Origin of the sequence: Actinosynnema sp. NPDC053489, assembly GCF_044544865.1 — a bacterium.
Classification (GTDB): domain Bacteria; phylum Actinomycetota; class Actinomycetes; order Mycobacteriales; family Pseudonocardiaceae; genus Actinosynnema.
On sequence record NZ_JBITXT010000001.1, the window covers coordinates 674555 to 688902 of the forward strand.

Annotated in this window: 13 protein-coding genes; 7 read left to right on the forward strand and 6 right to left on the reverse strand. The window is 72.0% G+C overall.

What is annotated here, in order from left to right:
* Positions 1-5: 5 nt before the first annotated feature.
* Positions 6-848: a hypothetical protein gene (locus tag ACIGNX_RS02535; protein ID WP_396535501.1), complete on the forward strand. Its 843-nt coding sequence runs from the start codon at positions 6-8 to the stop codon at positions 846-848.
* A gap of 112 nt (positions 849-960) precedes the next feature.
* On the opposite strand, the gene ACIGNX_RS02540 is transcribed toward ACIGNX_RS02535, so the two are convergent.
* Complete coding sequence (locus ACIGNX_RS02540) at positions 961-1623, reverse strand: lytic polysaccharide monooxygenase (RefSeq protein WP_396535503.1); 663 nt, start codon at positions 1621-1623, stop codon at positions 961-963.
* 258 nt (positions 1624-1881) lie between these two features.
* Positions 1882-3111, reverse strand: coding sequence for a 4-hydroxybenzoate 3-monooxygenase (locus ACIGNX_RS02545; RefSeq protein ID WP_396535505.1), 1230 nt, complete (start codon positions 3109-3111; stop codon positions 1882-1884).
* Positions 3112-3410: 299 nt separating this feature from the next.
* Between ACIGNX_RS02545 and ACIGNX_RS02550 the strand changes: the two genes are divergently transcribed.
* A complete protein-coding gene (locus tag ACIGNX_RS02550) occupies positions 3411-4595 on the forward strand; it encodes an acyl-CoA dehydrogenase family protein (protein ID WP_396535507.1) in 1185 nt (394 codons plus the stop codon).
* A gap of 83 nt (positions 4596-4678) precedes the next feature.
* Here ACIGNX_RS02550 and ACIGNX_RS02555 read toward each other — a convergent pair whose 3' ends face one another.
* On the reverse strand, positions 4679-5863 hold the full coding sequence (locus ACIGNX_RS02555) for an epoxide hydrolase family protein (RefSeq protein WP_396535509.1): 1185 nt from the start codon (positions 5861-5863) through the stop codon (positions 4679-4681).
* 158 nt (positions 5864-6021) lie between these two features.
* On the reverse strand, positions 6022-6537 hold the full coding sequence (locus ACIGNX_RS02560; protein WP_396535511.1) for a DUF664 domain-containing protein: 516 nt from the start codon (positions 6535-6537) through the stop codon (positions 6022-6024).
* Between the two features lie 98 nt (positions 6538-6635).
* Here ACIGNX_RS02560 and ACIGNX_RS02565 point away from each other — a divergent pair, with 98 nt between their 5' ends.
* Positions 6636-7253: a flavodoxin family protein gene (locus ACIGNX_RS02565; RefSeq protein ID WP_396535513.1), complete on the forward strand. Its 618-nt coding sequence runs from the start codon at positions 6636-6638 to the stop codon at positions 7251-7253.
* Between the two features lie 29 nt (positions 7254-7282).
* Here the strand turns inward: ACIGNX_RS02565 and ACIGNX_RS02570 are convergent, their stop codons facing one another.
* Positions 7283-8038: an FHA domain-containing protein gene (locus ACIGNX_RS02570; protein ID WP_396535515.1), complete on the reverse strand. Its 756-nt coding sequence runs from the start codon at positions 8036-8038 to the stop codon at positions 7283-7285.
* Between the two features lie 169 nt (positions 8039-8207).
* Here ACIGNX_RS02570 and ACIGNX_RS02575 point away from each other — a divergent pair, with 169 nt between their 5' ends.
* Genes ACIGNX_RS02575 through ACIGNX_RS02585 form a run of 3 tightly spaced genes read left to right on the forward strand, consistent with a single transcriptional unit; the run spans position 8208 to position 10434 of the window.
* A complete protein-coding gene (locus ACIGNX_RS02575) occupies positions 8208-8513 on the forward strand; it encodes a hypothetical protein (protein WP_396535517.1) in 306 nt (101 codons plus the stop codon).
* Entirely contained in the window at positions 8513-9778 is a 1266-nt protein-coding gene (locus tag ACIGNX_RS02580) for a PPE domain-containing protein (RefSeq protein WP_396535519.1), read from the forward strand. The genes ACIGNX_RS02575 and ACIGNX_RS02580 overlap by 1 nt, the downstream gene beginning before the upstream one ends.
* Positions 9778-10434 (forward strand): ESX secretion-associated protein EspG, encoded by a 657-nt coding sequence (locus ACIGNX_RS02585; protein WP_396535521.1) that lies wholly within the window; start codon positions 9778-9780, stop codon positions 10432-10434. The genes ACIGNX_RS02580 and ACIGNX_RS02585 overlap by 1 nt, the downstream gene beginning before the upstream one ends.
* Before the next feature lie 256 nt (positions 10435-10690).
* Here ACIGNX_RS02585 and ACIGNX_RS02590 read toward each other — a convergent pair whose 3' ends face one another.
* A complete protein-coding gene (locus ACIGNX_RS02590) occupies positions 10691-13081 on the reverse strand; it encodes a UvrD-helicase domain-containing protein (protein ID WP_396535654.1) in 2391 nt (796 codons plus the stop codon).
* A 494-nt stretch (positions 13082-13575) separates the two neighbouring features.
* Here ACIGNX_RS02590 and ACIGNX_RS02595 point away from each other — a divergent pair, with 494 nt between their 5' ends.
* Positions 13576-14307, forward strand: coding sequence for an alpha/beta hydrolase (locus ACIGNX_RS02595; protein WP_396535523.1), 732 nt, complete (start codon positions 13576-13578; stop codon positions 14305-14307).
* Positions 14308-14348 lie beyond the last annotated feature (41 nt).

A 14348-nucleotide genomic window follows, 5' to 3' on the forward strand; every position in this document is an offset into this window, starting at 1 on the left:
ACGACATGCGTGAGACAGATAGGTTCACCGGGTCGACGCGCCTCGCGCGCGTCGCCGCCGTGCTGGCGCTCGGCGCGGCCGCGGTGCTGTCGACCGGTCCCGTCCCGGCGTCCGGCAGCACGCGGGCGCCGGACATCCCCGACTACCAGTCCGCACTGGACGCCGTGCGGTCACCCGCCGTCCTCGACGCGGTGTGCCGGTTCCTCGGCGTGCCGGTGCCGAAGGGTGGCGCCCAGGAGCCGCAGGCGATCCCCGACACGACCGACCCGTGCGACGGGCTGCCCGCGTTCACCGTCAACGACCCGTTGGCGTTCAACGAGATCGCGCCCGGCTTCGTCGCGGGCACGTCCCGGCCGATCGCCACCGAGGCGATCGCGCTGTCGCAACTGGTGTCCTCGCTCAGCGTCGAGGTCGACGGCCGCCAGGCCACCGTGATCCTCGCGCCCACCCCGGGCGGCGGCTGGCACCTGGCCGCGGTGCGCGACGGTGACGCGGAGGTCGGGTACGCGGGCAAGGCCGCCCCGGGCGCCCTGGTGTTCACCGAACCCCAGATCCGCGCGTGGTACGTGCTGAAGCTCGTCACCGTGGAACCGCTCAACGACCAGGCGCGGCAGTCGCTGGGCGGCCGGGCGTCGATGTCGTTGAGCGAGTACCAGACGGTGGTCAAGGCCCGTTACGCCGACAAGCAGCCCGGCTCGGAGTACGACACCAAGGGCATGTCGAGCGGGTACGGCGCGGCGCCGGACGACGGCCCGGCACCGCTGCTCGTGGGCGGTTCGAGCGCCGCGCTGGTCCTCGGCGGTATCGCCTTCCTGCTGCACCGCCGCCGACGCCACCCCGACGACTGACCGGGAGCCGGTCGCCCCGTGCCGGGGCGACCGGCGAACACGTCGAGGGCCCGGCCCGGCGGCACGCGCCGGGCCGGGCCCTCGAAGATCACGTCGGTCGGCCGGGGCTCGCTCAGCCGAAGTTCACGTCACTGCACCACATGTACGCCTGGTCGAGGTGCGAAGCCTGCCAGATCGTGAAGACGATGTGGTGACCGCGGTAGGAACCGTTGGTCTGGACGTTGAACGTGATGTTCTGCGCTGGCGCGTAGCGACCGGTCTGCAGGATGAAGTCGAGGTTGCCCCACCCGAGCTGCTGGGTGGTGGGGTCGAACCCCTGCTTGCTGATGTAGACCCGGAAGTAGTCGGCGCCGTGGCTCGCCTGGTCGTACAGCTTCATCGAGAAGCTGCTGCCGACCGACGTGGTGCGCCACTTGCCGGGGGTGTTCAGCGCGTTGTTGCGCGAGAGGGCGTTGCTGCAGAGCTGACCGTTGGGGGTCAATCCCTGGAAGTTGCCGCCAAGTCCGTCCCGCAGCGCGCTCATCCAGTTCCACATGGTGTCGGCGTTGGCCTGGAAAGCCTGCCAGCACATGGGGTCCTGCGTCTGCATGGCAGGGTTCGTGTGCTGACTGCCCCAGCTCTGCCAGCACTGGTACGCGCGGGTCGCCGGGCTGACGATCGTGCCGTGCGCCGAGGCGGACGGGACCGACACGAACATGGTGACCAGCACGCCGATGACGAGCGCGATGACGCCGCGCCGTCTGGTAGCGGACCTGGAGGTGCTGCGCATACGCATGGATGTGCCTCCATTCTCCGGATGGTCGAGCGGTGGTGATCCAAAATGGGAGCGCTCCCAGAGCAGTCATGAGCGTATACGTCACGCTGCGAAACTTCAACGAAACTTTGAGTAATGATCGTTGGGTGTTCCCCCGAGAGGTAAGCGCTTGCCCGCGATTCGGCGTTGACCTGCTCCGATGGTGCGAATCCGGTGGTGGGAAAGGATCATGTCCGACGGTGGTGGCGCAATGCGCTGGTGCGATCGGCGGGCAACGCCCTACTGCGCCGGCCGGCCGGTGTAGCCCTCGGCCAGGTAGGTCGACGCTGGCAGCGAGGTGACGACGGTGCGCAGTTCGGCTTCCTGGCGGCGGATGTCGAACGGGGTCGAGGTCGGCAGCGTGTGCAGCATGCCGGTCATCCAGTGGGAGAAGTGCTGCGCCTTCCAGACCCGGGCCAGCGCGCGGGGGCTGTAGGCGTCCAGGGCCGACTCGTCGTTCTTGCGGACGGCGAGGGTGAGGACCTCGGCCAGCACGGCGGCGTCGGCGAGCGCGAGGTTCAACCCCTTGGCCCCGGTCGGGGGAACGGTGTGGGCGGCGTCGCCGGCCAGCAGCAGTCGGTTGTAGCGCAGGGGTTCCACGACGGAGCTGCGGAACCGCAGGACGGACTTGTCGGTGATCGGGCCCTCGGCGAGCGTGAACCCGTCGGGCCCGGCGACCCGCGCCTGGAGCTCCTCCCAGATGCGGTCGTCGGACCAGTCCTCCGGGTCCTCGCCCGGGTCGCACTGGAAGTACATGCGCTGCACCGCGTCGCTGCGCTGGCTGATCAGCGCGAAACCGCGCGGTGAGTGCGCGTAGACGAGTTCCGGGGCGCTCTTGGGCGCTCGCGCGAGGATGCCGAACCACGCGAAGGGGTATTCGCGGAAGTAGTGCGTGCGGGCGCTTTCCGGGATCTGCGCGCGGCACGTCGAGTGCGAGCCGTCCGCGCCGACGAGGTAGTCGCAGCGCACCTCGTGGTCGACGCCCTCGGCGTCGCGGAACGCGATCCCCGGGTTGTCACCGGTCGCGTCGAGCACCGTGGTGCCGGAGACGCCGAAGCGGACGTCGCCGCCGTCGCGGGCGCGGGCGTCGGCCAGGTCGGTGAAGACCTCGGTCTGCGGGTACAGCCAGGAGTGCGCGCCCACCAGCCGGGCGAAGTCGACGCGGTGGCCGCGCCCCGCGAACCGCAGCTCGATGCCGGCGTGCGCCACCCCCTCGCGGCGCACCCGGTCGCCGACGCCGGAGTCGACCAGCAGGCGGACGCTGTCGGCCTCCAGGATGCCCGCGCGGACGGTGTCTTCGATCGCGGCGCGCGTGCGGTGGTCGACCACGACGGAGTCGACGCCGGACAGGTGCAGCAGGTGGGACAGCATGAGGCCGGCGGGGCCGCCGCCCACGATGCCCACGGTGGTCCGGGTGAGGTGCCGGCGGGTCGGCCCGAGGGCCGCGGTTCCGGGGTCGGTGCTGGTCACGAACGGGACGCTAACCCCGGCGTCCCGCCCTTGCCCACGACTGCCTTCCGCTGGGTGGAAGGGTGTGCGGATCGTCCTCGGGGCGGCCCGTCGACACGTCCGGGGAAAAGAGTCCACGAAATGCTCGACCGGACCGAAAAACGGCATATCGCGGACGGTTCCCGGACTGAACCAATTCGCCGTCGATCCCTGATTCGGGGAAGTGGGCAACTTCGGAGAAGTGAGGGATTCTCCCGCGTGCAACAGTCGCCGAACGGTGAATACACCGACTTGTGTACTGCGTCCGCAGAGGAGCACAGATGACGATCGCCGAATCACCGGCGCGCACCGACCTCGTCCACCGCGCGACCGGGTTGGTCCCCCTCATCCGGAAGCGCGCACCGTGGCAGGAGGAGCACCGGGTCCTGCACGAGGAGGTGCTCCAGGGCATCGTCGACGCCGGGCTGATGAAGCTGCGGGTGCCCGTCCGCTACGGCGGCTACGAGGCCGACGTGCGCACGGTGTGCGACGTGATCTCCGAGCTGTCCCGCGGTGACGGTTCCGTCGGCTGGACCGTGAGCACGATGACGATCAGCTCCTGGCTGGCCGGGTTGCTGCCGGACGAGGTGCAGGACGAGATCTTCGCCGACCCCGACGTCCGGATCGGCAGCAGCGTCAGCCCCAACGGCGTCGCCGTGCCCGCCTCGGGCGGCGCGGTCCTCAACGGCAAGTGGGCGTTCAGCACCGGCGTGCTGCACAGCCAGTGGTTCATCCACTCGGCCGTGCTGGCCGGAGCGGACGGCGAATTCGCACCCGTCATGGTCGCCGTGCCGACCCGCGAGCTGAAGGTCGTGGACGACTGGCACACCGCGGGCCTGCGCGGCACGGGCAGCGTGACGACCATCGCCGAGGAGCTGTTCGTCCCCGAGGCGCGCATCCTGCCGGTCCTGCCGCTGGTGCTGCGCAACGAGCACCGCTCCCGGCTCAACGCCCGGTCGCCGATGTGGCGGGCGCCGTTCTCGCCGATCACCGCCGCGGGCGCCGGCGCCGTGCCGCTGGGGATGGCCAGGGCCGCCCGCGAGGCGTTCTTCGAGCGCCTGCCGAGCCGGAAGATCACCTACACCGACTACGAGCGGCAGGCCGACGCCCCGTTGACGCACCTGCAGGTCGCCGAGGCGGCCGTGCTCATCGACGAGGCCGAGTTCCACGTGCGCCGCGCGGCCGAGCGGGTGGACACCAAGGTCCGCGACGGCGAGGCGTGGACCATGGAGGAGCGCGCCCTGGCCCGCATGGAGATGGGTGCGGCGACGCTGCGCGCCAAGGAGGCGGTGGACATCCTCGCCACCGCCGGCGGCGGCTCGTCCATCTACTCCGACCAGCCGATGCAGCGCGTCGAGCGCGACATCCAGACGATCAACCTGCACGGCGTGCTGCACCCGAACACCAACCTGGAGCTCTACGGGCGCCTGCTGTGCGGCCTGGAGCCCAACACCCACCTGATCTGAGGATGGTCCCGGACGGGAGGCGGGAGCCCTCGAACGCGCAATCGCCGCCGGCAGCCGGGCCGGCGGCGATTCGGCGTGCCCGCTCAGTCCCGCTTGAGCGAGCGGGAGAACGCCCGGACGTCCTGGACGTAGAGGTCGGGCTCCTCCATGGCCGGGAAGTGGCCGCCGCGCTCGAACTCCGACCAGTGCGTGATGGTCGGCAGCACCCGGTCGGCGAACCGGCGCAGCGGCAGGGCCGCGTCGTGGGGGAACACCGCGACGCCCGCGGGCATCGTCAGCGCCCACGGACCGCCCAGGGGCGCGGCGAGGTTCGGGCCCGACCGGTCCAGGATCTCGTAGTACATCTGGGCGGACGACCCGGCGGTCGCGGTCAGCCAGTACACCGTGACGTTCGTGAGGATCAGGTCCCGGTCGACGGCTTCCTCGGGCGTCAGCTGCGAGTCGGTCCACTCCCAGTACTTCTCCACGATCCACGCGAGCTGGCCGACCGGCGAGTCGGTGAGGGCGTAGGCGACCGTCTGCGGTCGGTTGCCCAGGAGCTTGAGGTGCGCGGACAGCTCCCGGTCGAACCGGCCGAGCCGACCGAGCCTGCGCCACTCGTCCTCGTCGAGGTCGGACAGCTCGGCCGGGTCCTGGGGCGGGAAGGTGACCAGGGTGTTCACGTGCACGCCGGCCACGTGCTCGGCGTCGATCAGGCACAGCTCCAGCGACACCAGCATGCCGAAGTCGCCGCCCTGCACCACGTACCGCTCGTAGCCCAGCCGGGCCATCAGCTCCTTCCACGCCCGCGCGACCCGGCGGTGGTCCCAGCCCGCCTGCCGCGTCGGGCCGGAGAAGCCGTAGCCGGGCATGGTCGGGATGACGAGGTCGAAGGCGTCGGCCGGGTCGCCGCCGTGCGCGCGCGGGTCGGTCAGCGGGCCGACCACCTCCAGGAACTCCACGAACGTGCTGGGCCACCCGTGGGTCAGCAGCAGCGGGGTGGCGTCCGGCTCGGGCGACTTCACGTGCAGGAAGTGGACGTTCGCGCCGTCGAGCTCGGTGGTGAACTGGGGGAGCTGGTTGATCCGGGATTCCACCGCGCGCCAGTCGAAACCGGTGCGCCAGTACTCCGCGAGGTCCTTCAGGTAACCGACGGGAACGCCGCGCGACCACCCGGCGTCAGCAACCTCGTCGGGCCACCTGGTGTGCTCCAATCTCCGGTACAGGTCGTCGAGGTCGGCCTGCGGAATATCGATGCGGAAAGGTTGCATGGCCGTTCTGCCTTTCATCGGGGATACCTCAAGCTACTGATCCCGGATGACGGCGGACAAGGGCCGCGGAATGACTCGGCAAAACTGGGCACTATTGAAGAAAGGGCGCCCTGACGTGCATTCCGCGTATCTGTTTTCCCGCGGCCGGGCGGTCTGGGCGACCGCCCGGCGCACGGTCAGCGGCGGAGGACGAGGCCGCGGACGTAGCCCGCCTGGCCGACGTGCTGGAGGTCGTCCTCGATCACGCTCAGCAGCCGCACGGCCAGCGTCACGGGCGGGTCCCACGACTCGTCCACGACCCTGGTCAGGTCCGCGGCGGTCAGGCCGCGCAGGTAGCCCCGCGTGCGCTCGTGCACCGCGCGGTGGTAGCCCAGCAGCAGGTCGGCGGGCGCGGTGACGGCGGCGACCTGGTCGGAGCCGTGGCCGTAGCCGGTGTCGCCGACCGGCAGCGGCAGGTCGAAGCGGTCGGCCCAGCCGTCGGCGGTCCAGACCTGCTCGGTGCCCGCGACCTCGGCCACGTGGTCGTCCTGCACGCGGGTCAGGTGCCAGACCAGCCAGGCGATCGGGTTCGCCTCGCCGTCGACCCGGTAGGTCAGCTGATCGGGTGACAAGCCGTCCAGCACGCGCTCCACGGACTCGCCGACCCGCCCGTACCCGTCCAGCAACACGTCGACCGCGGTGACCCCGCTCATCCGCACCCCTTCCTCGGCAGGCACCCACGCTACCCGCTGATCCGGTCGAGGCGCCGTCGCGCCGGGTTGAGCCGGCGGTGCCCGGGTAGGTCACTGGCATGGCTGATACCGAGTTGACCGCGTTGGCGCTGACCTGTTCCCTCAAGCCCTCGCCCGAGCCGTCGAGCACCGACAAGCTCGCCCGCCAGGTCCTGGACGAGCTGGCCTCGCACGGTGTGGCGGGCGACCTCGTCCGGGTCGTGGACCACGACGTGCGCCCCGGTGTGCAGAAGGACATGGGCGGCGGCGACGAGTGGCCCGCCCTGCGCGAGCGCGTGCTGGCCGCCGACATCCTCCTCCTCGCCACGCCCACGTGGGTCGGGCACCCGTCCAGCGTCGCCCAGCGGGTGATGGAGCGGCTGGACGCCGAGCTGTCCGAGACCGACGACGAGGGCCGGCTGCTGACCTACGGCAAGGTCGCCGTGGTGGCGGTCGTCGGCAACGAGGACGGCGCCCACAAGATCATCGCCGACTGCTTCCAGGCCCTCGACGACGTCGGCTTCACCATCCCGGCCAGCGGCGGCACGTACTGGAACAACGAGGCCATGAACCCCAAGGACTACCTCGACCTGGAGCGGACCCCCGACCCGGTGGCCGCGACCAACAAGAAGCTCGCCTCCAACGCGGCGCACCTCGCCCGGCTGCTCAAGCAGGCGAAGTACCCACCCGTCGGGTGACCGGCCGGGAGACCGGGTCCGCGGGGAGATCAGGGCAGGTCGTCCAGCAGCGCCAGGTCCGGCGGCACGAGGGTGGTCGACAGGATCAGCTCGCGCAGCAGGTTGTGGTTCAGCGCGTTGCCGACGGGCTCGCCGACCTCCTCGCGCAGCAGCCCGTGCACCCCGGCGGCGGACAGCCTGGCCCGCACGTCGGCGACGAGGTGCTCGACGCGCTTGACGCCCCAGCCCGCGTCCGGCTGGAGCTCGTGCAGGACCTGGGCGGCGTGCTGCCGCGACACCGGCTGCGGGTTGGCCTCGTGCAGCAGGTAGCGCTGGCCCAGCACGACCAGCGCCAGGTGCTCGTCGGCCGTGAGCCGCCACCGCTTGGGCGGCTGGGTCGCGACGCCGTGGTGGGTGGCCGGGTGGCCGCCGTCCTCGCCGGCGACGTACAGCTCCAGCAGGTGCTCGCGGTCGTGCGAGCCGCGGATGAACAGCGGCGTGTAGCCGTCGGGCAGCGGCACCGGGTCCTCGTCGCGGAACAACCACCGCGTCCGCGGCAGGCGGATCGGCAGCCGGCCGGTGTTGGTGACCCACCACCGCCCGGCGCGGCGGGTCAGCAGGCCGTGCTGCCGGCTCACCCGCGGGTCGGTCTCGCCGACGCACAGGTCGACGGCGGGCCGGTTGCGGCCGAACCGAACGTTGCGGCCCTCGACCGGGTCGACGCTGAGCTTGCCGCTGAGCGCGAGCGCGACGACGGCTCCGGGCGCGGCGCGGGGCACGTCCCGCGCCAGGCTTGGCGTGTTCATGCGGCCTCCTCGGGTTCCCGCGCAGTGTCGCCGGACCGCCCCGGGACCCCTCCCGGCCTCAGGCGATGGTAGGGGGCAACGCCGTCGGGGGAACCGCATTCCCGCGGCACCGGGGTGGAGCGGTCCCGCCGGGGGAGGGGTCCCCGCCCGGAGCCGCCACCCTTCCGGCATGGGCGATATCGAAGTGACCATCGAGACCCTCCGCCGGGTGGTCGACCGGCACGACAAGGCGCGCGACGACCTGATCGCGGTCAGCGGGCTCAGCCAGGCGCTCGCGGGGATCGAGCCCCCGATGACCGACCCGGCGACCACCGCCTACGTCACCGCCGTCCGCGACGTCGGCCGGGCGCACCTCGACGCGCTGGCGGCCGTCGAGCGGGACCTGGGCACGCGGGTCGAGGAGCTGACGGCGTCGGTCGACCAGTACGCGACGACCGAGCACGAGAACCAGCGACGGCTGACGGGGAGGGGCTGATGGCGGCGCTCACCGGTTACGCGATCCACGAGCTGGTGTCGCGGGGTGCGGGCCCCGAAGGGCTCGTCCGGGCGGCGGACGCGGCGAAGGAAGCGCGCACGCGCCTGCAGACCCTCGCCGACGAGCTGCGCCGGCTCACCGCGGAGCTGCAGGCCGCGTGGCGGGGCGGGGCGGCGGACCGGGCCGCGCAGGCCGCGCGACCGATCGAGCAGGCCCTCCAGCACGAGCAGGAGGTGCTGGAGCAGGCCGAGGCATCGTTGCGGGCGCAGGCCCAGAGCTGCACCCAGCTGCGCGGGCAGGTGCTGCCGATGGCGACGCCGGAACCGCCGGAGCTGACCCTGTGGGACGAGACCACGCCGTGGGACACCGACAACGAGCTCGCGCGCAAGGCGTGGTTCGAGGCCGACGCGAACAACCGCCGGGTCTACGCCGTGTACGTCGAGGCGACCGCCCAGAACCAGGCGATGCTGCCGCAGGTCGCACCGGCGGCGGGCGGCGCGGGCGCGGACACCTCGCTCCAGGCCGGGGGTGGGGCCGGGGTGGGGTCCGGGCCGTCCGCCCCGCCGCGGGTCGGCGGCGGGGACGCCACCTCGCCGTCCGCCGCGGGCGCGGGTGGTGGCGACCGGACGTCCGCTCCGCCGTCGGTGGGCGCGGGCGGTGGTGGCGGTGCGCCCTCGTCACCCTCGTCGTCGCCCTCGTCGTCACCGCCGCAGCCGCCGTCGGGGGGCGGCAGGACGTCCTCCAGCGGTGTCGGCCGCGAGGAAGGGGGTCCCGACGGCCGGACGCCCGCCGTCACCGTGCCGCCCGCGCCGAGGCCGTCCGGCGACCGCACCGCCGTGGCCGACTGGGCCGCCGGCGTGCCCGGCGGGCTGCCGGTCACGGCGCGCCCGCCGACGGGTCGGGACACCGCGCACACGTCGAACGTCCCGAAGGGCGACCACCTGTCCAGCGGCGTTCCGGTGCTGCCGGGCGGGATCGGCATCGGCGACCCGACGGGCACCAGGGGTTCGCGGGGTCCCCTGGCGGCGGGCGACCGGTCCGGGGTCCTCGGCACGACGCCGGCGGGCGCACCCGCCGCGGCCGGTGCCCGGGGCGCGGCCGGTCGGGCAGGGGTGGCGGGCACGGGCGGTTTCGCGCCGCACGCCCCCCACGCGCGGGACGAGGAAGACCAGGTGCACAAGCGGACCGTGTACCTCGACGAGGAAGCCGACGCGCTCGTCGGCAGGCTGCCCGGCAGCGTGTCACCCGTGATCGGGGAGGACTGATGTCGCGCGCACCGGTGGTCCTGTCCGACACGGCGTTCGACGTGCTGTGGCGGCACGAAGACCTCGGCGAGCACCACACCGTGCTGCACGTGCCGCCCGCCGAGGCCAACGCCCTGGAGGTCGAGCACGCGCTGCGGCGCGAGGGCGTGCGGGTGGACGAGGCGCTGGAGGCGTTGCGGGTGCTGGCCTTCGCCGACTTCGAGTGCTTCGGCTGGATCGCGTTCAACCGCGAGGTCACGCTGCCGGTCGTCGCCGCCGCGGCCGGGCGGCACGGCGTCTTCGCGCTGCGGGACAACGGCCACGTGCGCCTGGGCGCCCTGCGGGGTGATCCGTCGGACACGCTGGTGGCGTGCCTGCCGGAGCTGCCCGCCGGTCGGGGTTCGTCGATCAACGCCCGCGCCGAGGAGGCGCAGCGGTCGCGGGCGCTGGTCGAGCTGCTGCGGCGGCCGCGCACCGGCGTGGCGAAGCTGTTCGCGGCCAGGCGCGACCGGTACGGGCGGCGTCGGCGGTCGGACTCGTTCGTCACCACGCTCGACTGCCCCGACGGCCGGTGGCTGGTCGTCCGCTACACCGACGACCGCGGCCAGCACTGGGTGCACGCCACACCCGCGACCCGTCCGATCATCAAGGAGTGGGTCGACCGCTTGGCGTCCTGATGCGGGGGGAGGGGGGAGCGGCGGGTCGGCCACGCGGCCGGCCCGCCGTGCGCCATTGATCCGGTGACAGCGCAACCAGCGGCATCGAAGGGTTCGACGGCGGAGCGTTCAAGGCGCGCGGGTATCGCGAGCTGAAACGGCGCGGGCCTCGCTGTGACCGGGTGCGCGGGGCACTCCCGGCCGCGAGGGGCGGTCCGGTCCACCCGGACACCGCGCGAGGACCCGCGTCGCTCGGAGGAGCAGCCGCTCCGGGTTGTCACCGGTGTAGGGCTCGATCTCTCCGCCCCTGGTGCAGGTGCGCCCGCAAGCGGTCCCGCAGAACGGCCAGTGGTGCTGTCGCGCCCAGCTTCCCGAGGAACTCCTCGACGCTCCAGACGACCAGGCCGCCCTGGCGCGACAGGTAGAGGCCCACTCTGTCGATCCGGTAATGGTCGTCGTAGTCCAGCAGCAGGTAACCCGCCAGTTGGTGCAGCTCATCCCGACCGATCCGATGGGGGTCCTTCGTCGACTTGCAATCCAGGAGCAGACCTCCCAGGATGTAGTCGGCGTCCGCCGGCACGTCGATGCTCCCCGTGAACTCCGGACCGCACACCTTGGCCGCTGGGGGCAGGGCGCGGAACCCACTCAGCGGGCGGTGTGCCAAGGCCAGTTGGGCACGGACGTCGTCGACCACGTACGCCGGTACCGCGGCGACGAGCTCCGCGAGAGTGGTCGTGGCGTCGCGGCCGGAGAGCATGCTGTAGCGGCGGATCTGCGCGGTGCGATAGATGTCCTCGAAGGACGCGGCCACATAGCACAACCTGGTCAAGGTGTTGTCGTCGTGAGCGGTCGAGCCCGTCAGGTCGGCGTCGATCGTCGCCAGCAGTTCCTCGCCGACACCGGACAACCGTCGCCGCGCGGGCTCGGGCGGCGCGCCGCGCAAGTGGTGGCGGCTCGCCAACAGGTTCACGCCCCGCACGACCGCGGGGCCGAGATCACCGCCGAAGGACAAGCGGAGCCGGTAGTCGACGGTGTGGCCGATGCCCGACCAGTCCGGGTACCGGACGTCGATCGGTTGGACGGGGTGGGGCAGGGTCGCCAAGTGCTTGTGGTAGTCGCGCAGGAGGTCCGCCGTGGCGGGTAGGTGGCCTGCCATGAAGCGGGCGACGGGTGAGTCGGGATGGCGCAGTTGGCCGGTGAGGCTGAGTGCGGCCGTCGACGCGGTCCGGTTCACCGAGCCCTTCTCGTGCTCGTCGATCCACGAGACGCCTTCGAGGTCCAAGACGAGGCGGGCTCGGGTGACCGCGACGTAGATCAGGCGGGCTTCGGCGGCGTTGACGCCCCTGGGCAGGCCGTCGTCGTCGGTGGAGGGAGCCTCGAAGCCCGGCCCGATCCGAACAGTCGCCCACTCGCGGCCTTTCGCCTTGTGCGCGGTGGAGACCACGACCTCCGCGTCATCCTCGGTCGAGAGACTGCCCACCGCGCGCAGAACCTGTTCCGGGCCGTACTTGTCGACCAGCTTCACGATGGACTTCAAGTCCTGCCCGGCTTTGTCGTTCTCGACGTAGTCCTGCACCTCGCCCCACGAGGTGAACAGGAACAACTCGGGGTGGCTGGTCCGCTTGCCCGCCTTCAACTCCTCGGCCGCGGAGGCGATGCGCCGGATGGTGTCGCCACCGCCGGTCAGGGCGACGGGCACACCCTGGTCCAAGTACGCCATGACCTCTTGCATGGCGTCGGCGTTTCCCCGGCACAGGACCACATCGGGATCGCTCACCTCGCCGATCCTCGAGTTGTCGAGGCCGCGGCCGGTCAACCTCAGCGGTGATTCGGCGTGTCGCAACCAGCGGTTGGCCTCCTCCGCGATCCTGGGGCCGAACCTGAACGACTCGGTGAGGCGCAGGGTTTCCGCCGGAAAGCCGGTCATCACGTCGCGGGCATCACGCCAGCCGTAGATCTGCTGGGCCGGGTCGCCGACGCAGACCCGTTGGGCGCTCTGCTTCAGGAAGATCTCCTCGAGCACCGGATTGGTGTCCTGGGCCTCGTCCAGCATGATGAAGTCCCCGGGGAGGACCGGATTGGTGAGTGCCCACATCTTGAGGTAGTGGTCGTGTTCGAACCGGAGGGTGCCGCGGTCGGAAAGGATGTCCTCCCACGCGAGCGTCGCATAAGTGAGGAGGGCTCGGGCCAGGTATTCCTGGCCGTCGCTGTCCAAGCCGGTGACCGGCTCTAGGTGGCGAGCCATGACGTGCTTGTCGGTCGAGTAGCAGAACCTGCGGATCATGCCCATGACCAGGCGAGCCTGGTGGTTGACCTTGATGCGGTGCGTGCCGACGGAGAGGTCCCGGGTGATCCCCAGCCTGCGTGCGGTCTGCCAGGCCGGGATGCGGGTCTGCGAGCGTAATCGCTCCTGGTACCGGCTACCGACGGCCTGGTAGGCCAGGGAGTGCGCGGTGCGACACCGCACGTTGCCGCCGAACCGGGTGCCGGCTTCGTCGGCGATCGCCTTGTTGAAGGCTACGTACAGACCTCGCCGGCGGGTGGTCGCGGCCATCTGCACGAGTGTGGCGGTCTTCCCCGTTCCGGCACCCGCGACCAGAGCGAGGTCGCGGCCCGTGACGAACACGTCCCGGGCAGCGCTTTGCTCAGGGGTCGGCGTGAGTGCCATCAACACCTCGCTGGATGGTCCGATTGCCCGCGATCGCCTTGGCGAAGCGATCATAGTGCGCCCGCCGAGGCCGTTCGCGATCCGCTCGTACGCGAGGACCGGTGTGCCCGAGTGGCGTTCGGCGTGACTGCGCTCGCAACCGACGTCATGACAGCCGTGCGCCGAAACGCCGTTCCCGCTGCATGGCTCGTGGCGACGTTTTTCGAGCGTTATACGTTTTTCGCGCCCGCGGTGCCGACAACGTCTCGCGCCACGAGCGGAGCGGACCCGCCGATCCGTCCTGGACCGGTCACCGGGCGGGAGGTCGCGGTCGTCCCTCCGGCGAATCCGGTGGCGGAGGGGGCGCGGCCGCTGGTACCTTCCCCGAGGCCGTGCGAGAGAACGAGGAGGTGGTACCCGTGAACGATTCGACGTGGGTGCTCCTCTCCAGGGCCACGGTCGGGCGGTAGGTCGTCCGGGAGCGCCGTCACCGAGCACTCCCGAAAGGCACGACCATGCGCTTCACCTCCGAACGCCGCCTCGACGACGCCGTCCTCGAGCGCGCGTTCACCCTCGGCGACGTCCCCGGCCTGTTGTGGACGCCCGCGTCCACGTCCGAGCCGGCCCCGCTGGTCCTGATCGGCCACCCCGGCGGGTTGTCGACCATGTACCCCCGCCTGGCGGCCCGCGCCCGGCACGCCGTGGCGGCCGGCTACACCGCCGCCACCCTGGAGCTGCCCGGAGCCGGCGACCGGCCCCGGTCCGCCGCCGCCGACCAGGCGCGCGCCGACCTGCGCCGCGCGGTGCAGGCCGGTGAACGGGTCGACGACGCGGTCGTGGACCGGCTCGTCCTCCCGCTGGTCGACCAGGCCGTCCCGGAGTGGCAGGCGCTGCTGGACGCCCTGCTCGACCTGCCCGGGATCAGCGGTCCCGTCGGGTACTCCGGCGGGATCATCTCCGTCGGCGTCCGGCTGGCGGCGGTCGAGCCGCGCGTCGCGGCCGCCGTGCTGTTCGCCGGGAGCTACGTGCCCCGCGCCATCGTCGAGGAGGCGCGGAAGGTCACCACCCCGCTGCTGGTGCTGCTCCAGTGGGACGACGAGGGCAACGACCGGCAGCAGGCCCTGGACCTGTTCGACGCCTTCGGGTCGACCGAGAAGACGCTGCACGCCAACCTGGGCGGGCACACCGGCGTCCCGGCCTTCGAGGGGGACGACGCGAACCGGTTCTTCGCCCGGCACCTGAGGTGACGCCGGACCGCGGGTAGCGAGGTGCCGCCACCGGGGACGCC